Genomic DNA, 22,860 nt, shown 5'->3' with positions numbered 1-22,860 from the left:
GCAGTCAGTCAGGCGCTCATCGTCCTACCTCGTGTCTCGGCCGCTGGGCGGCTGAGTCGGTGTCCGTGTCGCTCTGACTGGAATAAAGTTACGTGTCGCGAATTGCAATGTCAAATCCCCTAGTCAGGGGATATTTTCGCAGTGTTCATGTATGAAAGTGCGCATGGCGGAGGAACATAGCGGGAAGCGTCAGCGGTTGCGTCGCATGGCGAGAGCCGGACTTGTCGTGGCGGGTGGCCTCGCGTTGGTGACAGCTGGGGCGAACATCGCTATGTGGAGTTTGTCGTCCGGTCATAGAAGTGATGTCGCGGCCGCGCCCAGCGCACCCGTCGTGATCGTCCCGGGTGCCAAAGTCGGGACGGACGGAACTCCGATGGCCTATCTACAGGGACGTCTCGATGTGGCGATCGAGTTGGTCGAAGCGGGCAAGGCCGAGGCGATTCTGTTGTCCGGGGATGCCGGCGGCTCGTCGGGCGACGAGATCGCGTCGATGACGCGCTATCTCCTCGACCACGGCATCGACCCGGCCATCGTCCGATCCGATCGTGCCGGCCTTTCCACGCGGGAGACCTGCGAGCGAGCGAAGTCGCTGTTCGGCATCGACCGGGCGATCATCGTGAGCCAGTACCAACATCTCCCCCGCGCGGTCGCGCTGTGCCGGGCCGTGGGTATCGAGGCCGACGGGGTGGTGGCCTATTGCGAGTGCAGGCAGGTCACCGAGGTACGCAACAACGTTCGTGAATGGCTGGCAGCGCCGAAAGCCGTGGCGGAGATGCTTCTGCGCTGATAGCGCGCCGGGAGCGCAGAGAAGCGACGAACTCCCGCAATCTCGCGGGCCGTGCCGACCGAGGCACGGGAGGCGCTGTGACCAGATGGGGGAAGGCCGGCGCGGCATCAGCAGCGAGCAGGGCTGTCGCGTGAGCTCGTGCCAGCCCGACCCTGACGTCGACTTCTCGCGCCCTCCAGTCGTGCACGAGCCCGAGCTCGGCCATCGCGGTGCGGAACAGTTCGGGAGCGGCACCGCAGTCCGTCCGGTGCAGACAGGCGAGCTCTACCAATGCTGGACTGTCGAGTCCACGCGCGAGTGCCTCGGCGGCGGCCATCGACAGGTCCGCACCGTGGAGCTCACCGAGCACGAATCGGTCTGCGGCGTGGGCCAAGTCGTCCATGGTCTCAGCGTGCGCGGCACAAGGTTGATGGGTCAAAGGGTTTTCCGGGGCGGTTGTGGGCGGCGAGGTGCTCGCCGCGGCGGCAGGACCAGCACCGATGTTCTCGCCACGGCAGGCGCGACCGCCGGGGTGGCGTGCTCGAGGGATCCGGATCGCGTACCGTGATCGGGGTTGTCTGCAATGATCGCCGACCGGATTGGGGTGCATCGTGGGCGGTTCCGAGCACGCCGCGCGGCTCGTGCGTTTCTGGCAAACAGTGGAGTTGTTCGGCCCGCAGCTTGTTCCCGACGTCGAGACCGGCGGACTGGTGGTCGATCTCGCGCCCGATGACCGCGCGCCATGGGAAAACCTCGCCGCGCTGCCCGCGTTGAAAACCGGGCGAGTGTGGCAGTTCGTCGTGTACGGCGGACTGTTCGAGGTGGGGCGCGCGCGGGAAGCGCTGGTGCGGACATTCGGCGAGGACCAGCTGGAGGCCGACGCCCGACGGGCCGGGACCACAGCGGCTTTCGCGGTGACGTTGACCGACGGCGGAGTGGTTGTCGAAGGCTCGGCGACGTTGTCGGGGCTGGCGTGGGCCGTGAACCGGCTGCGCGCACCAGGGCCCGGCGACGTCGGCTGGGCCGACGGATTCGACCACGACTCGGCGGCGTTCACCGCCGCGCTCGACACGCTGACGCGAGAAACTCACCCCGATGCCGAACAGATGGGTCCGGCGCCGCGGTGGCGTGCGCTGGACGTGGCAGGCCGCGGGGTAGCGGCTTCGGTGCTCGCGGCGGGAGCGGATGGCGTCATCTCGCCCGGTCTCGCCGGGATGTCGGCGTTGGCCTTCGCCGAACGGTTCGCCGTTCTGTCTGACGACGACGTCGTCGATGCCCCCCGATTGACCGGCCGCGACCTGCAGATCTTCACCGGTGAACTGTGTGCCGCGCTGGGTATTCGATCGGAATTGCGGGCCGGCGGTGTGCGGGTGGCGTGCATCCAGGTCGCGGCGCGCGACGCCGACAGTGACGCTGCCGAGGATCGCCTGAACAGCGGGCTCGGCACGGACCTCGCCGAGCTCGCGAAAGCGGTGGAGCGCGGCGACATCGGTGCGGCGCTGCGTGACTACCTCTCGGCGGCGGAGTCGCTGCCGCTCGATGACCGGATCGATGTCCGTCGACGCCAGGACGCGGTCGTCGAGGGCCTGCTCCCTCATCTCATTCCGGACGGACGCTGGCCGGGCGATCCGCTGGTTTCCGGACAGCAGTTCGCGGTCGATCGCGCGCTGTCCGAATTGCGCGACGATGCGGGCATTTTCGCGGTGCACGGTGCGCCGGGCACCGGGACGACGACGATGCTGCGAGACCTACTGGCCGGGATTCTGGTCGAGCGGGCCGCGCAGCTGGCGGCGTTCGACGATCCGATGGCGGTGTTCGCCGGGATCACCGAGCAGGTGCAGGTGGCGAAGAACTACACGGTGGGCGCGCACCGATTGGCGAACTGTGTGACCGGGTTCGAAGTGGTGCTGGCGACCGGCAGCGATGCCACCGCGGCCGATGTGGTCGCCGAGATCCAGCATCGCGACGCGATCGATGGCGAGCTCAATCACTTCACCGACCTGGCCGAACTCGTCGGCGGCGCACCGGCGTGGGGACTGGTCGCCGCGGCACTGGGTGGGACGCGACGAACGTTCGCCGAACAGTTCTGGTTCGGGGATCGGTTCGCCACCGAACGGAAGACCGGGACACCGAACGGCGGGATGCTCGACATCCTCAAGCAGGCCGAGGCCGACCCGGATTCGATTCCCGATTGGCCGACCGCGGTGCGGGATTTCACCACGCGCCGCGCCGAGGTGCGCAGACTCGCGCAGGCGCGCCAGAACGTCGCCGACGCGGTCGCCGAGCTGCCGACCATGAACGCGGGATTGCAGTCGACGGCGGCCGAGATCGCCAACGCCGATGACGCGCACGCGCACTGGCGCGAACGTCATCAGCTGGCCACCGAGCATCTGCGGGCCGCGCAGGCCGCGCACCACCGGGCGGGCAAGTTCCTCAGCGAGCACGGCGGGCAGAAGCCGGGGTTCGTGGCATCGCTCTCGACAGGATTCCGGGCAGGACGGCGGTGGAGCGCGCGCAGCAACGAATTGCTGCGCGAACGACATATCGCCGAGGCGGACATGCGGCGGCGCCAGACCGAGGTCGAGTACACGCGGGAGCAGTGGGCGCAGGCCGCCGAGAACGGCCGCACGCTGATTCGCGAACACGTCGAGTTGACGGAGCGGCGGGCGGCGGCGCTCGACGTTATCGAGCGGGGGCGCGAGAACTGGTCGCGCACCATCCCGTTCGGTGATGTGGCGGGTGACGACGAGCAGTTCCAGCTGTGCAATCCGTGGGCGGACGAGCAGTACGCGAGCGCGCGGCGTGAGCTGTTCCTGTCGGCGTTGAAGTTGCATCGTGCGTTTCTGCTCAACGCGGCCCCGCGGATTCGCGACAATCTCATCGTCGCCATCGCGTTGATCCGTGGTGAGCTCGCGGTGGAGCCGAAGCCAGAAACCGTTGCGGCGGCATGGCAGACACTGTTCTTCGCGGTGCCGATGATCACCACGACCTTCACCGCACTGCCCCGGTTGTTCGCCGGGCTGGGGTCCGAGGCTCTCGGATGGTTGTTCGTCGACGATGCCGGGCAGGCTGCGCCGCAGTCGGTGGCCGGTGGATTGTGGCGGGCTCGGCGGGCGGTGATCGTCGGTGATCATCGTCAGCTGGGACCTGTCGGTGTACTGCCCACTTCGGCGCAGGAAGCATTCGTACAGCAGTACGGGCTCGATGCGGAGTGGATGCCGGATCAGGCGTCGGCACGCCAGGCTGCTGATCGTGGGGTGCGGTACGGGACCTGGCTGATGCCCTCCGATTCGGTCGCGCCGGTGTGGGTCGGCACGCCGTTGCGGGTCCATCGGCGTAGTGACCGGCCGATTTTCGAGCTCACACATCACATTGCCTATGACGATGACCTGCTGGTGTTCGCCACGCCGGATCGACCGGAGTTTCCCGGGCACGATCGGTGGATCGATGTCAGATCCGCACGGGCCGAAGGTAATTGGATTCCCGGCGAAGGCGAAGCGCTCGCCGCGCTGCTCGCGCGGTTGACCGAGGACGGGGTGGCAGCGGCCGATATCCGTGTGGTCAGCCCGTTCCGCGACGTCGCCCATGGCGCGCAGGAGATCGCGCGTGAGGTGCTCGGTGCGGAGTTCGCGCAGCGGCAGGTGGGCACTGTCCATGCGATGCACGGCAATTCGGCCGAGGTCGTGGTGCTGATCTTGGGGACATCGCCCGCGGCAGGTGGGTCGCGACGGTGGGCGGCGACGAATCCGAATGTGCTCAATACGGCAGTGTCGCGGGCTCGGCGGCGGGTCTACGTGATCGGCAACTACCGATTGTGGAGCAGCCAGCGCTATTTCGACGATCTCGCCAGGCGCTGGAGGGTCGAGACCGAACAGCTCGCCGATCAGACCGTGAGCCGGTAGAACCGCCAGAATCCGAAGTCCTCGATCGGGAGGACTTCCACGGCGGTGAAACCTGCCTTCTCGGCGTACTCCCCCAGTTTCGCCGTGCGCATGACGGTGCCGGTGCCCGCGGAGTCGGGATGTGCCATGCCGTCGGGCAGGCAGACCAGCAGGCTGAACCCGTACATCAGGCGGTCGATATCGCTCGCCGGTGCGGTGAATTCCGGCGCGACGGCCTCATCCATGATGATCACCGCGCCACCTGGACGCAGGGCTTTGCGCATCGAGGTCAGTACCTCGACCGGGTGCGGCATGTCGTGCAGGCACTCGAACGCGAACAGCGCGTCGTAGGTAGATTCGGGGAGATCGGTGGCGGCGTCGGCGTGCTGGAAGCGGACGCGATCACCGAGGTCGGTGGCGTTTTCGGTGGCCATCCGCACCGAGGGCTGGTCGATGTCGTAGCCGTCGACCGCCAGCTCCGGGTAGGCGCGGGCAAGGGCGATCGCGGACCAGCCGCCGCCTGAGCCGATATCGGCCGCCTTGGCATCGAGGCGCGACAGCAGCGCGTGGATATCAGCGACCCCGGCCAGACCCGCAGCGAGACGGTGCTCGAACCAGGGGCGGTTCATGTCCGACTGGGATTCGCGCATGTCGGCGCCGTACTCGGACCAACCGACGCCGCCGCCGTCGCGGTAAGCGCGCACGAGCGCGGGCATCTGGGCGGCGGCACCGGCCAGCATACGAGCCAGTGGCGCAAGGTAGTCGAGACTGCTCGGGTCGGTGAGCACCTCGGCAGCGCCGGCGGGCAACGCGAACCGCCCGTCCGCGGCCACCGTCAGAATCCCGGTCGCCGCCTGCTGCTCGAGCCACTCCTGCGCATACCGGCGATCTCCACCCGCCCGCGCGACCAATTCACCCGCATCCGCGGGCCCACCTTCGGCCAACGCCCGATACCAGCCGAGCCGATCCCCGAGATGCACCGCCAGAATGTCGATGGTCCCGAGCGCGGCCCCGAACAACCGCTCGGCGAACTGCTCACTGGATTGCTCAGCTCCGGTCATCGGTCATCCTCCTGTTGACGCGATACGAATCGACGCCGACCCGCTGATACGGACTACGGGTCGGCTCGCCGAAAGGTTCAGCAGCAGGTCAGGGTGGCTATGGCGAATCGAACAGGAGGCTGCCGGATTCGACGGTGGTGCCGACGGTGTCGGTGTAGACGGAGTCTTTTGCCGAGTCCATGACCACGACGGGACAGATGACCGAGTAGCCGGTGGCGGCGGTTTTCGTCGGGTCGAAGGTGACGATGGGGGCGCCGGCTTCTACGGTGTCGCCTTCGGTGGCGAGCAGTTCGAAGCCTTCGCCTTTGAGTTTCACGGTGTCGATGCCCAGGTGGACCAGGACGCCGACGCCGTGGCCGAAGATGACGAAGGCATGGGGGTGGAGTTTGAGGATCTTGCCTGCGATGGGGGCCGTCACCGTCAGGGTGCCGCGGGTGCGGTCTGGGTCGAGCGCGACGCCGGAACCGACGATCTGCTCGGCGAAGACCTGATCGGGGACCTCGGACAGGGCCACCACCTTGCCGGGCAGCGGCGCGATGACCGGGATGCTCACAGAATGTCCTCGATGTCGTCGGCCAGGGTGTCGGCTTCGGGGCCGACGACGACCTGCACGACCGTGCCCGACTTGAGGACACCGTGGGCGCCCGCGGCCTTGAGAGCGGCCTCGTCGACCTTGCTACCGTCCTTCACCTCGGTGCGCAACCGGGTGATGCAGGCCTCGATCTCGACGATATTGTCCGCGCCGCCCAAGCCCTGGACGATCGCTTCCGCTTTGGACATCTGTTCTCCCTTTCGGCGGTGGTTGCCAGTACCAGTATGGGAGTCTCGAATGTGCGCCACATCATATTCAGCGGTTGACATCCGACCTCCACCTGGTCAAACTGGCAACTGGTTATGACCGGACAGTACCCGTCAGGTACACCGGTTCACAACAGTTAACCCGGATCGGCGGGCAAGCCGGTCCTCCCTCGCCGAGACCGCCGCGAAGCCGGCACGAAGAAGGTCGACATGACTGCCGTTACCGACACACCCCAACAAGAATCGAAGGTGTTCGCGGGATTGCAGCGCCTCGGTCGCAGCCTCATGCTGCCGATCGCGGTGCTCCCCGCGGCGGGCATCCTGCTGCGCATCGGCCAGGACGACCTCCTCGGCCGCTTCTCCGCGCTGGAGAGCACCGCCTCGGTCATCTCGGCAGCCGGGCAGGCCGTGTTCACCTGGCTGCCGCTGATCTTCGCCGTCGGTATCGCGATCGGCTGGGCGAAGAAGGCCGACGGGTCGACAGCACTGGCGGCGGTGGTCAGCTACATGGTGATCAACGGCGTGTTCGAAGCGATGTCACCGATCGTGCTCGAAGGGAAAACCGACCCGAAGGGCGCGCAGGCGCTGATCAACTACGGCGTCCTCGCCGGCATCGTGATGGGTCTGCTGTCGGCGATACTGTGGCAGCGGTTCTATCGCACGAAGCTGCCCGACTTCCTCGGCTTCTTCAACGGCAGGCGGCTGGTGCCGATCCTGACCGCGTTCACCGGCCTCGTCGTCGGCGTCGGCATGGCGTTCCTGTACCCGGCCTTCAACTCCGCGCTCACCTGGGTGGGCGAGACCGTCGCGGACAACTCGGTCGTCGGTGGCGGCATCTACGGCGCGGCCAACCGCCTGCTCATCCCGACGGGGCTGCACCACATCCTGAACTCCACGGTCTGGTTCCTCGTCGGCGACTACACCGACGCCTCCGGCCAGCTCGTGCGCGGTGACCTCAACCGCTTCTTCGCCGGTGATCCGACCGCGGGTACGTTCATGACGGGATTCTTCCCGATCATGATGTTCGCGCTTCCCGCTGCCGCGCTGGCCATTTGGCGCAACGCGCGCCCGTCGCAGAAGAAGCTGGTCGGCGGCATCATGCTCTCCACCGGCCTGACCGCGTTCGTCACCGGCATCACCGAGCCGCTGGAGTTCTCCTTCATGTTCGTGGCGTGGCCGCTGTATGTGGTGCACGCGATCTTGACGGGCACATCGATGGCGCTGGTGAACGCGCTCGGTATCCACGACGGATTCACGTTCTCCGCGGGTGCGATCGACTACCTGCTGAACTTCGGCAAGGCCACCAATGCCTGGATGCTGATCCCGATCGGGCTGGGTTACGCGGTGATCTACTACGCGCTCTTCAGCTTCGTGATCAAGAAGTGGAACCTGCGCACGCCGGGTCGCGAGGCGGAAACCGATGTCGAAGCCGGTGTGCCCGACGCGGCCCTGGTCGAAGCGGAGACTGCTCTGACGGCCACGGGCGATACTCGAACCGACGCACCCTCGGTCGCCGAAGTCGAAACGAAGCTGGACAAGAAACTGGAAGGTGAGTGAGGCAATGAGCACCCGCACCGTCATCGTCGGATCCGAGGTGGGGCTGCACGCGCGGCCCGCCGCGAAACTCACGCAGGCCGTGCAGGCCGCGGGGGTGCCGGTGCGGATCTCGTTGGGAGGTGGCGAGCCGGTCGACGCGGCCAGCGTGCTCGCGGTGATGACGCTGGGCGCGGGACACGGGGCCGAGGTGACCCTGCACGCCGAGGGGGCCGACGCGGTTCTGGACCAGCTGGCCGAACTCGTCGCCTCGGATCTGGACGCCGCCTGATGCCGGAGCAGGTGATCGGTGGACTCGGAGTGAGCCCGGGCGTGGTGTGCGCGCCGTGGTTGCGGTTCGGATCGCAGCTCGAGACATCGGCGCACGATCCCGTCGGCGGCTCGGTCGCCGACGAGCTCGCCCGGGTCAAGGACGCGCTCGGTGGCGTGTCCGACGAGATGACCGCCAGGGCCGCACGGGTGAGTGGTGTTGCGGCGGAGATTCTTTCGATGTCGGCGACGATGGCCCGTGATCCGGGCATCGTCGCCGCCACGGAGAAGGAACTCGCCGCCGGGATGCCGACGGCGCACGCGGTGCACCTGGCGTTCGAGGGATTCTGCGCGAAGCTGGAAGCGCTCGGCGGGTACATGGCCGAGCGGGCGACCGATCTGCGCGATATCGGCGGGCGGACCGTGGCGGTACTGCTCGGGCTGCCGATGCCGGGGATTCCGGAGCCGGGATATCCGTTCGTGCTGGTCGCGCGCGATCTCGCACCTGCCGATACGGCGATGCTGGGTGACAGTGATGTGGTCGGGTTGCTCACCACCGAGGGTGGGCCGACCAGCCACACCGCGATTCTCGCGAAGTCCCTCGCGTTGCCGGCGGTGGTGAACTGTCCGGATACCGATCGGCTCGTCGACGGTGTGCCGGTGCTGCTCGACGGCACCACCGGTGAGGTCGTGATCGACCCGAGTCCCGAGCATCAGCAGGCAGCACTGGAACAGGCAGCGGCGGACAAGGCGCGGATCGCGGCGGCCAGCGGGCCGGGACACACCGCGGATGGAACGCCGGTGCAGCTGCTGGTGAACATCGGCACCGTCGACGACGCGGCGAAGGCCGGGCCCATCGACAGTGAGGGGGTTGGCCTGTTCCGCACCGAGTTCATGTATCTCGGGAAGACGTCCGCGCCGTCGCTGGAGGAGCAGACCGCCTCGTACACAGCTGTTTTCGAACAGTTCGCCGGTCGACGAGTCGTCGTGCGGACACTCGATGCCGGGTCGGACAAACCGCTGCCGTTTCTCGATCTCGGCACCGAGGAGAATCCGGCGCTCGGTGTGCGCGGGCTGCGGATCGGCACGGTGTTCCCGGAAACTCTGGCCACGCAGCTCACGGCTCTCGCCCGTGCGGGCGAGGCCACGGGAGCGGACCTGTGGGTGATGGCGCCCATGGTCGCCACCGCGGACGAGGCTGCCGGATTCGCCGCGCTGGCACGGGAATCCGGGCTGACCAAAGTCGGGGCGATGATCGAGATCCCGGCGGCGGCGTTGCGCGCCGCCGATCTGCTCGCGCATCTCGACTTCGTGAGCATCGGAACCAACGATCTGAGCCAGTACACGTGCGCGGTGGATCGAATGGCGGGCGGGCTCGCGCAGCTGCTCGATCCGTGGCAGCCCGCGGTGCTCGATCTGATCGCGATGGTCGGTGCGGCCGGCGCGGCGGCGGGTAAGTCGGTCGGGGTGTGCGGTGAGGCGGCGTCGGATCCGACGTTGGCGCCGGTGCTGGTGGGGCTGGGCGTGACGAGTTTGTCGATGTCGGTGCCCGCGTTGCCCGCGGTACGGGCGGCGTTGGCCGCGGTGGATGTGCAGCAGTGCCAGGACGCGGCCGACGCGGCGTGTGCGGCACGGAATCCGCAGGTGGGGCGGGCGGCGGTCGCGGCGATCATCGGGCGGGCGTGAAAAAGGTTGTTGTGCACACGATCCGGCCGTCGGCCGGATCGCGATGCGGTGTCCGGTGGCGGTCCGTGACCGCTGTGGTGGATGGCGTATCGGGTCGTTCAGGTGTTGGGGCCGGGCACGGCTCCGGTGATGGGGAAGGTTCGTGGTGACGGGAATCGTGCGGGGTCGTCTCGTCGGGACGGTCGAGGGTGACATCGCCGACGGCGTCGTCGAATTCCAGGACGGGCTGATCACCTGGGTCGGCGATGCGGCGAATCATCCTGCACCCGATCGGCTTCCAGCATCCAGTGATGATCTGGTGCTTCCGGGGTTGATCGATCTGCACTGTCATGGTGGGGCCGGGTTCGGGTTTCCCAATGCTGATGCGGACGGCGCTCGGGTCGCGGCGGCGCATCATCGGGCGCACGGCACCACCGGGTTGATGGGGAGCTTGGTGTCGGCTCAGCCGGAGGTGCTGATCGCACAGGCGGCGATGTTGGCCGATCTCGTCGAGGACGGGGTATTGCTCGGGGTGCATCTCGAGGGCCCGTTCATCAATGCGATCCGCTGCGGGGCACAGGATCCCGCGGCGATCGTTCCCGGCGATCCCGCATTGTTCGAGCGACTCTACGCGGCCGCCCGCGGGACGGTGCGGTCGATGACACTGGCGCCCGAGACCGCGCATTTCGATGAACTGCTGGCCGCGATGCGCCGACATGATGTGCTGCCCAGCCTCGGGCACACCGATGCCGATGCCGCGACCACCGCGGCGCGCATCGCCGAGGCCAGTGGTGGCCCTGTTACCGCCACGCACCTGTTCAACGGGATGCCCGCACTGCATCACCGCTCCCCCGGGCCGGTCGCCGCCTGTCTGGCCGCGGCCGGGCGAGGCCAGATAGTGGTCGAATTGATCGCTGACGGTGTGCATTTGGCGCCGGAGACGGTGACGATGGTGTTCGATACCGTCGGCCCGGATCAGATCGCGCTGGTGTCCGATGCGATGGCGGCGGCGGGCATGAGTGACGGCGGCTATCGGCTGGGCGCCCTCGATGTTCAGGTCCACGACGGCGTTGCCCGGCTGGCCACCGATGACGGTTCGCCCGGGGCGATCGCGGGGGGCACGGCACGGCTCGTCGACGTGCTGCGCTGGACCGTCGACATCGCGGGCATACCGCTGTCCGATGCGGTCGTCTCCGCGACTCGAACCCCTGCTCGTGTTCTCGGTCTCGAGGGCGAACGCGGCAGTCTCACCGTCGGTGCGCGTGCCGACATTCTTGTCACCGACCAGTCATTGCGGCCGCGGCGGGTGCTCGTCGCCGGAACGGAAGGAATCTGATGGAGATCGTGATCCGGGCTGACGAAAACGAAGTGGCGAGTACGGTCGCCGATATCGTCGGCGGCTATGTGCGAGTCGGCAACGCGATCCTCGGCTTGGCGACCGGGTCGTCGCCGCTGGGGAGCTATCAGGAGCTGGCGCGCCGGTACCGGGAGGGCGAGCTGGACTTCACCACCGCCAGCGCTTTCCTGCTCGACGAGTACGTCGGTTTGCCGAAAGATCATCCGCAGTCGTATTTCTCGGTCATCCGGTCGGAGTTCGTCGACCATGTGAACCTGGATCCCGCGCGGGTGCTGAGCCCGAACGGGGAGGCGGGTGACGTGGCGGGCGAGGGCCGCCGGTACGACGCGGCCATCGCCGCCGCGGGTGGGGTCGATGTGCAGTTGCTGGGGATCGGCACCGACGGGCACATCGGGTTCAACGAGCCCGGGTCGGCGCTCACCTCCCGCACGCGGGTGAAGACGCTGACCGAACAGACGCGTAAGGACAACGCGCGCTTTTTCGACGGGCCGGAGGATGTGCCGCATCACGTGCTCACCCAGGGCCTCGGCACCATCAACGAGGCCGGGCACCTGGTGATGATCGCGCTCGGCGCGGGGAAGGCCGATGCGATCGCCGCCGCCGCCGAAGGACCGTTGTCGGCGTTCTGCCCGGCCTCGGTCATGCAGTGGCATCCCCACGTCACGGTGGTGATCGACGAGGCCGCGGCGAGCAAGTTGAAGCTGGCGGACTACTACAAGTACGCGCTGGCGAACAAGCCCGCCTGGCAGTCGTTCTGACGTGACCGCCCTCGAGTTCGCGGTGCAGGACGCGGCAGGCGCGCTCGGCGCTCGCCGCGCCGGGGCGGATCGGGTGGAATTGTGTGCGGCGCTGGGCAGCACGGGTGGGCTCACGCCGAGTATCGGGACGATCGAGGCTGTGGTGGGAACCGGCATTCCTGTCCATGTGCTGATCCGGTGCCGGGCCGGAGGTTTCGTGTACGCCGATGCAGCCGAGCTCGCGGTGATGAATGCTGATGCGCGCGCGGCAGTTTCGGCTGGTGCGGCCGGTCTGGTGATCGGTGCGCTCACCCCGGACCACCGGGTCGATGGCGAAGGGCTGAGTCGTGTTCTCGATGGTGTCGCTGTCGATGGCATAGAGCTGACCTTTCATCGTGGGATAGATCAGATCCGCGACCGTGCGGCCGCGCTCAACACATTGATCGACGGTGGCATGACCCGGGTGCTCACCTCCGGTGGGGCACCCACCTGCGCCGAGGGACTCGATGAACTCGCCACGATGGTCGATCACGCGGCGGGGCGCATCCAGATCATGGCGGGTGGCGGGATCGCCGTCGGTGACATTCCGGCATTGCACCGGGCGGGCGTCGACGCCATCCACCTGTCGGCCCGACGCGTCATCAGTGATGACGGTGGACCCGGTGGCGGCGGCACCTCCGGCCACGAGCAACTGGACGAGGAGCTCGCGGTCGCCGCTGCCCGTCAACTGCTCGCGGTAGACCGGCCGAACGCCTCCGGACACCCCTCCGCCTGATGCGGGCTGCTCGCCTACTCGGCATGCGACGGGGCCCGGCCGCGGTGGGGCCAGTACGGGTTCGGATTCGCCCGGCCGTCAATTGCTCGTTTCAGGAGCGCTCGGCCAGAATCAATTCTGCCTCGCCGGGACCGCAGTCGAAGGCCGCTTGTACTGCCGCAATGGCTTTTTCGTGTTCGCCCGCGGCTACCAACGCGTCGATATCGGCCCACTGATCGGTGGGCGGGGCTATCGAGGGGTCGAGGCGGCGGTCGAGGCGTTCCCACATGCGGGCCACGGTGGGGTCGTCGGCGAGGAGTTCGCCGAGGTGGGCCTTGAAGGTGGGGTGTTCGGTGCGGTACATGCCCATCCAGCTGCTGGCGGGCGGGCTGGCTTCGGCATTGGCGGTGCGGTCGGCGAGTTTGAGGATGACGGCCCTCGGATGCGCGGCGATCTTGTTGTAGGCGTTCTGGTTTCGCGCCTTGCGGTCGGGGCCGATTCCGGTGACCGCCCACACCAGGTCGAGAACGTCACGGCCGAAACGCGATTCGACGTCCTCGACGGTGACCGGGGTGTCTTCGACGACATCATGGAGCCAGGCAGCGAGGGCGAGTTCACCGCCGTAGCCGAAATCGTCGAGGACACCCCGTACGGCCGCGAGATGGGTGGCGTAGGGATGGTCGCCGTAGCGCTGATCGCCATGCGCCGCGAGGGCGAACTCCCGTGCCTCGATTTCGCGCTGATCGAACTCCATGCCGCACCCCCGTGCTCGATTGGTGATCGTGTCGAGATCGACCCTAGCCGAGGGCACCGACAGGTTTCCCGGATCAGTGGGGGGCGACCGGTTTCAGCGCGGTGAGGATGCCCGTCTGGTCGCGGCTCTGGGTATAGCTGAGATCGGTGAAACCGACGGCCTCGACCCGAACGGTGTAGTGGCGGATATCGGCATCGGCGAACGGATCGCCACCGCGACCGAAGAACGGTACGAGAACTGTCCGCATCCGAGGGGAGGGGGACGCGTCGGCGAGCAGAAGCCGTCCGCCCGGCCGCAACACCCGCCACATTTCGGCGATCGCGGCGTCACGCTGCGACTCGGGGATGTGGTGCATGACGAAAGTACACGTGACCACGTCGAATTCGGCATCGGGCAGGGGCAGCGACTGCGCCGGTCCGACCACGTAGCGATGATGGGTGGCTCGATCCCGGTCGCGGTTGTCGGCGACCGCCGTGGCGGAGGGATCGACACCGACGGCGGCACCGTTCGGACCGACCGCTCTGCCGAGCCCGCGCACGAGTTTGCCAGGCCCGCAACCGATATCGAGGGCACGCGAACCCCGACGCGCACCGGAGAGCGTGACGAATTCGGCGAGCAGACGACGGTGCCTGCCCAGGAAGAACACCGTGGTGAAGAGGTTGTAGCGGCGCAGGCCCGCGATGACCAGACCGGTGCCTGCGTCGTCGACGAACATGGGGGTGAGAAGCTGATTTCGGGACATGAGTTCATCCTCGGGCGCTGCCGCGCACGTCACCAGGAGCAGAATCGCCGGAGGTGTCCGTTATCGAACAGATCCGGGGAAACCGTGCAGGAGGAAGCAATGGCCGAGCACCCTGATCGCCGGGTTCGACGCACCAGGGACACGCTGCACAAAGCGCTGATCGAGCTGATGATCGAGCGCGGCTACGACAAGGTGACCGTGAGCGACATCATCGGCCGCGCCGACGTGGGGCGATCCACCTTCTACGCGCACTACCGCGACAAGGACGACCTGCTGCTGGTGAGCTGCACCGAGTTCCTGCGCCGCGAGATCATCCGCACGACGACACCGGGTTCTCCGCTCGCACCGCTGCGCGTGATGTTCCATCTCGCCGCGCAGTACCCCGAGGTGTATCGCCCGCTGATCGGGCCGAAGGCCACCGCCACCGTCGTGCGCGCCTATCGGCAGTGTGTCGCCGACCTGGTCGGTGAGCTCCTCGGTGAGCAGCCGGCGGGCACGATCGAGTTCCTGTCGTGGGCATTGCTCGGCGTGCTGGGTCCGGTGATCGAGCCGACCGCGCCGACACCACCGGTCCAGGCGTGGCAGCGGTTCGAAACGCTCGCGCTGTACGGGCTCACTGGCTCCGGCGGCCCAGGTCCGGCCACGGCGGGCGACGCAGAATCGCCAGCGCCGCGATGACCCCGGTGAGCAGGCCGATCCATTCGCCGAGCTGAGCGATGCGATTGGCGTCCATCGCGGGCGTCCAGTGCGCGCGCCCTTCGTGGACGACGAACACACCGACCGGACGAGGGTGCCGCAGCGGACCACCACCGCGCGAGACGGTGATGACCGTAGCGCCGCCGGAAGTGTCGATCGGCTCGCCGAACACGATCGGCGGCTCGGTCACCAGCTGTTCGACGCGATCTCTGATCGTCATCGCCATCCTGTCTCCTCGTCTGGCATTGCCGTCGAACATACGCGCACCGCGTATTCGGCGCCGAGGTTCGTTCCGCGCGGCGCGCCGCCGATCCCCGGAGCAGGTCGCATGACGAATGACGTTGTCACCCATCCTTTTCCGAATCGGCCGTCCGCCCAGGCCTCCCGGCACGCATCGCTTCGGGAATGCTGTGCCGATCAGCTGCCATGATGGATGGGTCATAGCCGTGGCGAAAGGTGCACCGATGTCAGAGCAGACGCTGTCGACACAGTGGTCACGATCGCTGGGGCTGCGGGTGCCGCTGGTGAACGCGCCGATGGGCGGCGCGGCAGGCGGACGGCTCGCGGCGGCGGTGAGCGCGGCCGGCGGGCTCGGGATGATCGGCATGGGCAGTGCGGGATCGGTGGCGGCGTTGCGCCGCGAACTGGATGTCGCCGGAGCACCGGACGGGATCGGGCTGGTCGACTGGGTCCGCGCCCGCGAAACCGGGCTGCTCGAGGCTGCGATCGCCGCGGGTCCACGGATTATCTCGGTCAGTTTCGGCGCTGATTTCTCCTGGGTGCCCCTGGTGCGGGCGGCGGGCATCCTCGCCGTCACCCAGGTGTACGACGCACCGGGCGCCCACCGCGCGCAGGACGCGGGGATCGACATTCTGGTGGCGCGCGGCAGCGAAGGTGGCGGCCACGGCGCCGACCGATTGGCCTTGCTGCCGCTGCTCGACGCCGTCCTCGACATCGCGACCGTCCCGGTCCTGGCCGCCGGTGGCATCGGCTCCGGGCGCACGCTCGCGGCCGTGCTCGCGGCGGGAGCGGCGGGCGCGTGGCTCGGGACCTGCCTGGCCGCCGCGGAAGAATCTCTGCTGCCAGAATCCGCCCGCCTCGCGATGCTCGCCGCCGATTCCAGCAGCACCACCGTCACCACCGCGTTCGACGAGGCACTCGATCTGCCCTGGCCACCGATCTATCCGGCGCGCGTCCTGCGCAACGAGTTCACGGATCCGTGGTCGCGGCTCGAGGGCGACGACGTGCCCGATTCCGACCGCCTACGCGCGGCGATCGCGGACGACGATCCTCGGCTCGCACCGGTGGATGCGGGTCAGGGTGTGGGATTGGTGACCCATATCGAGCCTGCGGCGGCCATCCTCGACCGACTCTGCGGGGACGCCGCCGAACTGCTGGCGTCACGCCACGGGTAAGGCTGGTTGCGACCGGGCGAGCGGTCGGCCATTGCAAAAATATGTAGACCAGTCTAGTTTTAGCGGGTGGGCAAAAAGGGAGCCGAAACGCGGTGCAAGTTGATCAGGGCGACGCGGTCGCTGATCGAGTCGCACGGATACTTCGGCGCCGGACTCAACCAGATCGTGCAGGAGAGCGGTGCGCCACGCGGGTCGCTGTACTTCCATTTCCCGGGCGGTAAGGACGAATTGGTGGCGGCGGCGCTCGCCGAGAGCGGCACCGACATCGCGACGATCATCCGCACGGTCGAGGCGACGGACGCGCGAGATTTCGCGCGGAAGATGGTGAACCTGCTGGGCGATCAGCTGGAAGCGTCGGACTGGACCGTCGGGTGCCCGGTGGCGGCCGTCGCATTGGACACCGCGTCGACCAACGATGCTGTGCAGCAGGCTTGTTCGGCGACCTATCGACTCTGGGAGGAGGCGATCCGGGAACGATTGATCGGATTCGGCCACCCCGAACCCGAACGGATCACCACGGTCGCGCTCGCACTGATCGAAGGCGGGCTGGTGCTGGCCCGCACCCACCGCTCCCGCCAACCACTTCAGCACCTCGCCGACACCATCGACATGCTGATCTGAGCCGTTCCCGACCCGCAGCTCGCGTCATATCCTGAAAATATGTAAATCGGTCTACTGAAAGTAGGACACCATGGCACACACCGACTCCGTCGTTTTCGGCGCCGCCGGGTTCATCGGCCGCTCCCTGGTCGCCGAATTGCTGCGAAACGGGAACACCGTCACCGCCGCACTGCGTGCGGGCAGTCAGGATCGGCTGCGGACCTGGCTCCACGGGCAGCGTGTCGACACCGCCGGTTTGACCATCACCACCACCGATATCGGCGAACCGGATCTCGCGCTGGGCGACACCGTCGAAGGGGTGCGTGATGTGTACAACGCGGCCGCGTTGATGAAGTTCGGGCTGGATGCGCAGGTGGCGCGGCGGGTCAACCTCGACGGGGCGGTGCACGTGCTGGAATGGGCCGCACGGCAACCGGATCTGCGGCGCGTCGTCCACATCACCGGCTATCGCGCGGCCGACGACGGGGGCGAGCAGGACTACGGCAGCGGCGCGTACGAGGCGTCGAAGGTCGAGGCCGATGCCCTGCTGCGGCGGCTCGCGGCCGAGCGCGACATCCCGCTGACCATGGCGAATCCTGCCGGAGTACTCGGACCCGGCCAGTACTTCGGCCTCTCCGACATCATCGACAATCTCTGGCAGGGCCGGTTGCCCGCGTTGCCGGGCTCGGCCGATACCTTCGTTCCGGTGGTCGATCTCGACTACGTGGCCCGGTTCATCGTGGGGCTGCCCACGCACGCCGATACAGTCGGCAAGTCCTATCCGCTGCTGGATGCCGCGACTCCCGTACTGCCCGAACTGATTCGGCTCGTCGCCGACCATCTGCACGTCGGCGCGCCGCGCTTCACGCTGCCGACCGCGCTGGTTCGTCGATTGCCCAGGGCAGTGACCCACGCCGATCCCGAAGCGCTGTCCTTTCTCAGCAGCGACCGGTACGACACCAGCCGAAGCGACGCCATCGCACAGCGTCTCGGCATCAGCCATCCGCCGGTCGACGAACTGTTGCGCACCTACGCCGACGGGATCGTCGCCGGCCGCAACGGCACCGTCGCACCCACACCGAAATCCGGATTCCGTGACGGGACCTGGTTGGTCGGCGAGCGAAGCGACCCGGAATATGTTCTGTTGCACGGGGTTCCGCTCGACAGCGAATCATGGTCCGACGTGGTGCGGGAGTTGGATGCCCCTACCCTGGCGGCCGACCTTCCCGGGCTCGGGCGCTCGGCGGTGTCCGCGCAGTCGACCGGCGACTGGATGGAGGAACTGATGGCGCCGGTGCGGACACGGCCGATCATCGTCGGTCATTCGCTGGGCTCTTGGGCCGCAATCGAATTCGCGCTGCGCCATCCCGATCGGGTGTCACGGCTGGTACTGATCGCGCCCGCTTTCCTCCAGCAGCCCGCCTCCCGGCTGACGGGTTCGCCCCTCGCCGCCGAGGTCGTCAAGCGGATGTCCGCCGCGACAGTGGCTGCGCGACTGGGCATTCCGGAGGGTCCTGCCATTGCCTCCGCTCTCGCGGCTCTGCGACGACCTGGCGTTGCCCAGCGCACGTGGGCGGCCCTGCGCGCCGCCGGTGCTTCCCGAGACGAACTCGCCGCGAAGCTGACCCGGGTCACCGTTCCGGTCGACATCATCGTCGGTTCGGACGACCCACTGGTCGAGCCGACCGATCGGCCGGTCACCACGATCGCCGACACCGGCCACTATCCGCACCTGACCCATCCGGATCTCATCGCGCGTGCTCTGCGGGGCGAATCGGTCTCTGCTGCACCGCAAGACCACCCGACGAGCAGCAGCCGCTAGTTGGGCCGACAGCCAGATCGGTCCGCGACGCTCACCTGGCCGGAGCCGTGAGTTCGATCCGGAGCGCGGGGTCGTTCACCATCTCCGGCTGGAGTGCGATGGTTTCCTCGCTTCGCCATCGTGCGTGCCAGATGGGGACGCCGCCGGGGAGATTCAGTTCCCGCGGGGTGGTGAGCAGGGGTAGGTCGAGGCGTGCCGAAGTGACGGTAACGGCGGCGTTCGTCGGCGTGTGCGACCATACGTCGTCGACTGCGTTGGTGATCCGGACGCCGAGTCGGTGGCCGGTGGCCAGGCGGGCATCCTGCCAGAGCAGCCGGATCCCGGATTCCGAGCGGACCGGGGCGATACCGCGGGTGATGACGGTGGCGCGTCCGTCGGGGGCGATGTCGTAGAGCTCCAGTGCGACAGTCGCTTCCGGCGGGCCGCTGAGGGTCAGCGCGGCAGTGGCGCGGCCTGCGAGGTGCACGGGCTCGGCGACCGGGGCCGAGATCGACCAGATTTCCCGGTCCGCGCCGGGCAACAGACCACGATCGCTGTAGCTGCCGGTGCGCAATGCGATGGCTGTGCGCTGGGCGTCAGTAGGCGGCCAGGCGGGTTCACCGCGCCACCCACCATCGAACTGGCCGACGGTCACCGGCGGTCCGGGTACCTCGACATCGGCGCCCGCCACGTGTTTGTCCAGGAATGCGTAGAGCTCCGAGGCGAAGTGGGGTGTGCCGCACTTCTCGCGGCAGTCCGAGTGGCCCCACTGGCCGAACCAGGCGCGGTGTTCGCCGGGGCCTCTGGCTTCCCATGCTTCGATGATGCGGTCGGCGCGGGTATTGGAGTCGAGGAAGCTCTGGCCGAGGAACATCGGGGTGGTGTTGCCGCGGACGGCCTCGACCATGTCGCGCTCGCGCCAATCCGGGTTGGCGCCGTTGTGGTCGGTGGTGAGGGCGAGGTAGCGGGCGGCGCAGTCCTGGGTCATCTGGACGGCATTGGCTTTGTACTCGTCGCCGTCATCGGGGTGAGCGGGGGTCGAGGCGATGGCCAGGTGTTCCGCGCCCGCGGTGTCGGCGGGGCGGATACCGTCCTCGGTCAACGGTTTTCCGCCGAACTTCCACGCCGTGCCCTGCATGTAGAGGTAGGAGTACGGATCGACGACCGGTTCGAACGCCGCCACCGCCGCGAGCCCCTTCGGCTTCGCGGCCAGCGCCATCATCCCGGTCCATCCCTCATAGGACGTGCCGACCACGCCGACCCGCCCCGTCGACCACGGCCTGCTCGCCGCCCACTCCACCGCCGCCGCCACATCCGACCGCTCCCCCGGGCCACCGAAATCCGGGCACCCGTTGGACCCACCGAATCCGCGCAGATCGACGATCACATACGTGTACCCGGCCCGCAGCGCCCACTCGACCGGCAAGTTGTCGGTCGAGGGCCCACCACCCGGGCGAGGCTGGGACAGGTAAGCCAGATGCGCCCGGTACGGACTGGCCGTCAGCAGCACCGGAGTCCGCGCATCGGCGGCCACACCCGGCGGCCGAAGGACATCGGCGTGCAGCCGCGTGCCGTCAGGGGCGGTCAAATACTCCTGCGTCCACGTGAACGCCACATTCACCGGTTCCGCCGTTGCCGGCGCCACCATCCCGAGCACCAACGCCACACCGGCCACCGCCCGCGCCACCACAACACCCAATCGCACCCCCGGACTATTGCCGGTCCCCGCCTCGCCGTCCAGCCCCGATAATCCGGGGCGTGTCGCCGATCAGCGATCCGCCCGGGCATCCAGCTCGGCGAGCAACTCCAGACTGTCGCCGTAGAGAGCGTGCTGCACTCGTTCGTCATAGGACGCGGCCGAGGACCGGACCGGTGTGCGGCGCACCAGATACTGACCGGTGATTGTCTCCCGGTCAGGTGCTGCGACCAGCCATGCGAGATCCGCGCCGGACCTACGCGGTGTGCGAACTCCAGGGAGTACGACAAGGGCGCGGGCGATCGTCTTCCAGCCCAGCCGCTGGACGGCACTCGCGTTCCTGGCCAATCCGGTTCCAGGCATCAGGCCAGGGTCGAACGCGTTCACTGTGATGTCGCGTGGGGCCAACTCGCGAGCGAGGTGATAGGCGGTCTGGAGGTTCGCCAACTTCGAGGTGGTGTAGCGGCGGCGAGCGTCGCGCTGTGCCGATTCGGTCGGTAGCGGCGGATAGGCGAGTTCGCGGGCAGTGGCGCGCAGTGGGTGCGGCATCCCGGTGAACTGGTCGGGATCATGAGTTCCCGAGGACACCACGATGATTCGCGCGGGTGCGGTGAAGTGGGCGAGCAGGTCGATGACGAGGCCGAGGTGGCCGAGGTGGTTGGTGGCGAACGTCGCCTCCATGCCGTCGGAGGTAAGGGTCCGGCCGGTGAATTGAACGCCCGCGTTGCACACCAGTCCGGACAGCGGTGGTAGGTCCGCGGCGACGAGTTCGGCGACGAACCCACCGACCGACGGGCGCGAGGACAGGTCGAGTGCCATGCCGTGCGCGCCGATCGCCGCGGCCAGTTCCCGAGTTCGCGTCGCGTCGCGACCGGTGATCACCACCGTGTTGCGCGGGTCGAGGGCGAGGTTCCTGGCGCATTCGTAGCCTAGTCCGCTCGTACCGCCGGTGACCACGATAGTTCTGTCACTTGATGTCATATGGCATAGCCTGCCAGATTGTGGAGTCGTGCGACACTGTCTCGATGTCGCTGCGGGAACTCAAACGGGAACGGACCAGGCAGTCCATCGTCGATACCGCGTTCCGCCTGTTCGCCGAACGAGGCTTCGACCGCGTCACTGTCGCCGAGATCGCGGCGGCCGCGGAAGTCGGCACCCGCACCCTGCACCGCTACTTCACCAGCAAAGAAGAGCTCGTCTTCCCCGAAGACGATGACCTGCGTGCCGACCTGGCCCGACTCCTCGCCGAACGGCCCGAGGGCGAACACCCCGAAACCACCCTCGCCGTCGTCATCACCCCGCTGATCAGCAGATTCGGCGGCGAACAACTCGCACAGGCGCGCACTCGCGACGCCCTGATCACCAGCACGCCGGCGCTACAAGCCCGCGACCTGGCCAAACAGGCCGCCGTGGAAAAGCTCATCGAACACCACCTGGCCCGCCGACTCGGTGTCGCTGTCGACAGCGACGTGCGACCGGCCCTGTGGGCGAAGATCGGGATGGCGTGCTTCTTCTCCGCGTACCGAGTCTGGCTCCATGAAGGCGGCGACCTCGCTCAATACCTGATCGATGCCCGCACGGCGTTGGCCGAATCCGTTCCCCGACGCACGTGACGCGCCTCGTTGTGCTTGACCGGTACTCCCGTAGCGGTCGGTAGTGCGGACCCGTGCTGCGCCCACGAACCGGGCAGGTCAAAGGATTGATCACCTATCAGGCTGCCACGGATGCCTCGGCCCCACAGTGCGCGCCTTCCTACCTGCTCCGACAAGGTGCGCCGGACAAGTACGACTCCTCGCTGGATCTCGTTCAGATCGACCAGATGTTGTCGTCCGGTCATGCGATTTCCGTACCCGACCGGGAGGGGCCGAAGGGGACACTGTTCACCCCGAGACAGCCGGGTTACGCCGCGCTCGACGGAGTGCGCGCGGCCCAGGGACGCCGTGCACGACGAGATCGTCACCATCGCGGGGCCCGACAAGGCGGTGGCGCAGTGGTGCGCATCGGGGGCGCGAGTCACGTATACGCGGGACCAATCGAGCGAGCACGTCAGCCTCGCGATCAGTGCGACTCCCGCGGTCCTGCGCTGGATCGATGAGCGTCTGGCAGGGCAGGCCGCGCCGGACGGTTGCTCGACGCGCACGGTGACGTCCATGTCGCTTGGTGGTGCCTAGCGCGCGGTCGGGACTACGAGTCGGCACCTCCGGCCGGATACAGACGAGTCCGCCCGCTCCGTGATCACGGGTAGGGGGGAGTAGAAAACCGTGAAAGCGGTGGGAACCGGCCGATAAGGCCCGTTGCCGCCGGTCTGGATAACACCGAGTAGTTTAGCACGAA

General features: G+C 67.8%; 22 protein-coding genes and 1 pseudogene. 15 read left to right on the top strand and 8 right to left on the bottom strand.

Features of this window, described 5'->3' with window-relative positions; translation table 11 throughout:
- Positions 1-151 precede the first annotated feature (151 nt).
- Positions 152-787: a SanA/YdcF family protein gene (locus tag ACWFRF_RS34275; protein ID WP_452454264.1), complete on the top strand. Its 636-nt coding sequence runs from the start codon at positions 152-154 to the stop codon at positions 785-787.
- 590 nt (positions 788-1,377) lie between these two features.
- Complete coding sequence (locus ACWFRF_RS34270) at positions 1,378-4,668, top strand: DEAD/DEAH box helicase (RefSeq protein ID WP_452454262.1); 3,291 nt, start codon at positions 1,378-1,380, stop codon at positions 4,666-4,668.
- Here the strand turns inward: ACWFRF_RS34270 and ACWFRF_RS34265 are convergent.
- The 3 genes from ACWFRF_RS34265 to ACWFRF_RS34255 form a co-directional block, all read right to left on the bottom strand.
- Entirely contained in the window at positions 4,650-5,708 is a 1,059-nt protein-coding gene (locus ACWFRF_RS34265) for a class I SAM-dependent methyltransferase (protein WP_452454260.1), read from the bottom strand. The two genes, ACWFRF_RS34270 and ACWFRF_RS34265, sit on opposite strands and share 19 nt — an antisense overlap.
- A gap of 97 nt (positions 5,709-5,805) precedes the next feature.
- A complete protein-coding gene (locus tag ACWFRF_RS34260) occupies positions 5,806-6,261 on the bottom strand; it encodes a PTS sugar transporter subunit IIA (RefSeq protein ID WP_378996467.1) in 456 nt (151 codons plus the stop codon).
- Positions 6,258-6,488 (bottom strand): glucose PTS transporter subunit EIIB, encoded by a 231-nt coding sequence (locus tag ACWFRF_RS34255; protein WP_101469146.1) that lies wholly within the window; start codon positions 6,486-6,488, stop codon positions 6,258-6,260. The genes ACWFRF_RS34260 and ACWFRF_RS34255 overlap by 4 nt, the downstream gene beginning before the upstream one ends.
- 228 nt (positions 6,489-6,716) lie before the next feature.
- On the opposite strand from ACWFRF_RS34255, the gene ACWFRF_RS34250 reads away from it, so the two are divergent.
- The 6 genes from ACWFRF_RS34250 to ACWFRF_RS34225 all read left to right on the top strand — a co-directional run bounded on the left by ACWFRF_RS34250 (position 6,717) and on the right by ACWFRF_RS34225 (position 12,843).
- Positions 6,717-8,063 carry a PTS transporter subunit EIIC gene (locus tag ACWFRF_RS34250; RefSeq protein WP_452454258.1) on the top strand — a complete coding sequence of 449 codons (1,347 nt, stop codon included), beginning with the start codon at positions 6,717-6,719 and terminating at the stop codon, positions 8,061-8,063.
- A 4-nt stretch (positions 8,064-8,067) separates the two neighbouring features.
- Entirely contained in the window at positions 8,068-8,331 is a 264-nt protein-coding gene (locus ACWFRF_RS34245; protein ID WP_378996472.1) for an HPr family phosphocarrier protein, read from the top strand.
- Positions 8,331-9,995 (top strand): phosphoenolpyruvate--protein phosphotransferase, encoded by a 1,665-nt coding sequence (ptsP, locus tag ACWFRF_RS34240; protein ID WP_452454256.1) that lies wholly within the window; start codon positions 8,331-8,333, stop codon positions 9,993-9,995. Before ACWFRF_RS34245 ends, ptsP begins: the two co-directional genes overlap by 1 nt.
- A 142-nt stretch (positions 9,996-10,137) precedes the next feature.
- Complete coding sequence (locus ACWFRF_RS34235; RefSeq protein ID WP_452454254.1) at positions 10,138-11,310, top strand: N-acetylglucosamine-6-phosphate deacetylase; 1,173 nt, start codon at positions 10,138-10,140, stop codon at positions 11,308-11,310.
- A complete protein-coding gene (gene nagB, locus ACWFRF_RS34230) occupies positions 11,310-12,089 on the top strand; it encodes a glucosamine-6-phosphate deaminase (protein ID WP_379312342.1) in 780 nt (259 codons plus the stop codon). The genes ACWFRF_RS34235 and nagB overlap by 1 nt, the downstream gene beginning before the upstream one ends.
- 1 nt (position 12,090) lies before the next feature.
- Positions 12,091-12,843: a copper homeostasis protein CutC gene (locus tag ACWFRF_RS34225; protein WP_452454252.1), complete on the top strand. Its 753-nt coding sequence runs from the start codon at positions 12,091-12,093 to the stop codon at positions 12,841-12,843.
- A gap of 91 nt (positions 12,844-12,934) precedes the next feature.
- On the opposite strand, the gene ACWFRF_RS34220 is transcribed toward ACWFRF_RS34225, so the two are convergent.
- Complete coding sequence (locus ACWFRF_RS34220; protein ID WP_452454250.1) at positions 12,935-13,576, bottom strand: HD domain-containing protein; 642 nt, start codon at positions 13,574-13,576, stop codon at positions 12,935-12,937.
- 73 nt (positions 13,577-13,649) lie between these two features.
- Complete coding sequence (locus ACWFRF_RS34215) at positions 13,650-14,318, bottom strand: class I SAM-dependent methyltransferase (RefSeq protein ID WP_452454248.1); 669 nt, start codon at positions 14,316-14,318, stop codon at positions 13,650-13,652.
- A gap of 99 nt (positions 14,319-14,417) precedes the next feature.
- Between ACWFRF_RS34215 and ACWFRF_RS34210 the strand changes: the two genes are divergently transcribed.
- The gene (locus ACWFRF_RS34210) at positions 14,418-14,996 is read left to right on the top strand and encodes a TetR/AcrR family transcriptional regulator (RefSeq protein WP_387449302.1); all 579 of its coding nucleotides are present in this window, start codon (positions 14,418-14,420) and stop codon (positions 14,994-14,996) included.
- Here ACWFRF_RS34210 and ACWFRF_RS34205 read toward each other — a convergent pair.
- Complete coding sequence (locus tag ACWFRF_RS34205; RefSeq protein WP_378996490.1) at positions 14,932-15,234, bottom strand: hypothetical protein; 303 nt, start codon at positions 15,232-15,234, stop codon at positions 14,932-14,934. The genes ACWFRF_RS34210 and ACWFRF_RS34205 overlap by 65 nt on opposite strands.
- Before the next feature lie 244 nt (positions 15,235-15,478).
- Here ACWFRF_RS34205 and ACWFRF_RS34200 point away from each other — a divergent pair, with 244 nt between their 5' ends.
- The 3 genes from ACWFRF_RS34200 (at position 15,479) to ACWFRF_RS34190 (ending at position 18,851) form a co-directional block, all read left to right on the top strand.
- Entirely contained in the window at positions 15,479-16,429 is a 951-nt protein-coding gene (locus ACWFRF_RS34200; protein WP_452454246.1) for an NAD(P)H-dependent flavin oxidoreductase, read from the top strand.
- A 66-nt stretch (positions 16,430-16,495) separates the two neighbouring features.
- Complete coding sequence (locus tag ACWFRF_RS34195; RefSeq protein WP_452454244.1) at positions 16,496-17,050, top strand: TetR/AcrR family transcriptional regulator; 555 nt, start codon at positions 16,496-16,498, stop codon at positions 17,048-17,050.
- A 70-nt stretch (positions 17,051-17,120) separates the two neighbouring features.
- Positions 17,121-18,851, top strand: a complete 1,731-nt coding sequence (locus ACWFRF_RS34190; protein ID WP_452454242.1) for an alpha/beta fold hydrolase — start codon at positions 17,121-17,123, stop codon at positions 18,849-18,851.
- 31 nt (positions 18,852-18,882) lie between these two features.
- Here the strand turns inward: ACWFRF_RS34190 and ACWFRF_RS34185 are convergent, their stop codons facing one another.
- Entirely contained in the window at positions 18,883-20,535 is a 1,653-nt protein-coding gene (locus ACWFRF_RS34185) for a CocE/NonD family hydrolase (RefSeq protein ID WP_452454240.1), read from the bottom strand.
- A gap of 63 nt (positions 20,536-20,598) precedes the next feature.
- Positions 20,599-21,507 (bottom strand): SDR family NAD(P)-dependent oxidoreductase, encoded by a 909-nt coding sequence (locus tag ACWFRF_RS34180; protein WP_452454239.1) that lies wholly within the window; start codon positions 21,505-21,507, stop codon positions 20,599-20,601.
- Between the two features lie 44 nt (positions 21,508-21,551).
- Between ACWFRF_RS34180 and ACWFRF_RS34175 the strand changes: the two genes are divergently transcribed.
- From ACWFRF_RS34175 to ACWFRF_RS34165, 3 genes and pseudogenes are all read left to right on the top strand, one after another.
- On the top strand, positions 21,552-22,139 hold the full coding sequence (locus ACWFRF_RS34175; protein WP_378996503.1) for a TetR family transcriptional regulator: 588 nt from the start codon (positions 21,552-21,554) through the stop codon (positions 22,137-22,139).
- A gap of 206 nt (positions 22,140-22,345) precedes the next feature.
- A pseudogene (locus tag ACWFRF_RS34170) lies at positions 22,346-22,399 on the top strand (hypothetical protein); the annotation flags it as partial.
- Between the two features lie 67 nt (positions 22,400-22,466).
- Entirely contained in the window at positions 22,467-22,697 is a 231-nt protein-coding gene (locus tag ACWFRF_RS34165; protein WP_379314481.1) for a lipase family protein, read from the top strand.
- Positions 22,698-22,860: the final 163 nt, after the last annotated feature.

It is taken from the genome of Nocardia sp. NPDC055165, from assembly GCF_053606985.1.
The sequence above is the reverse complement of the archived record's forward strand: the minus strand, read 5'-3'. Positions and strand labels throughout refer to the sequence as shown.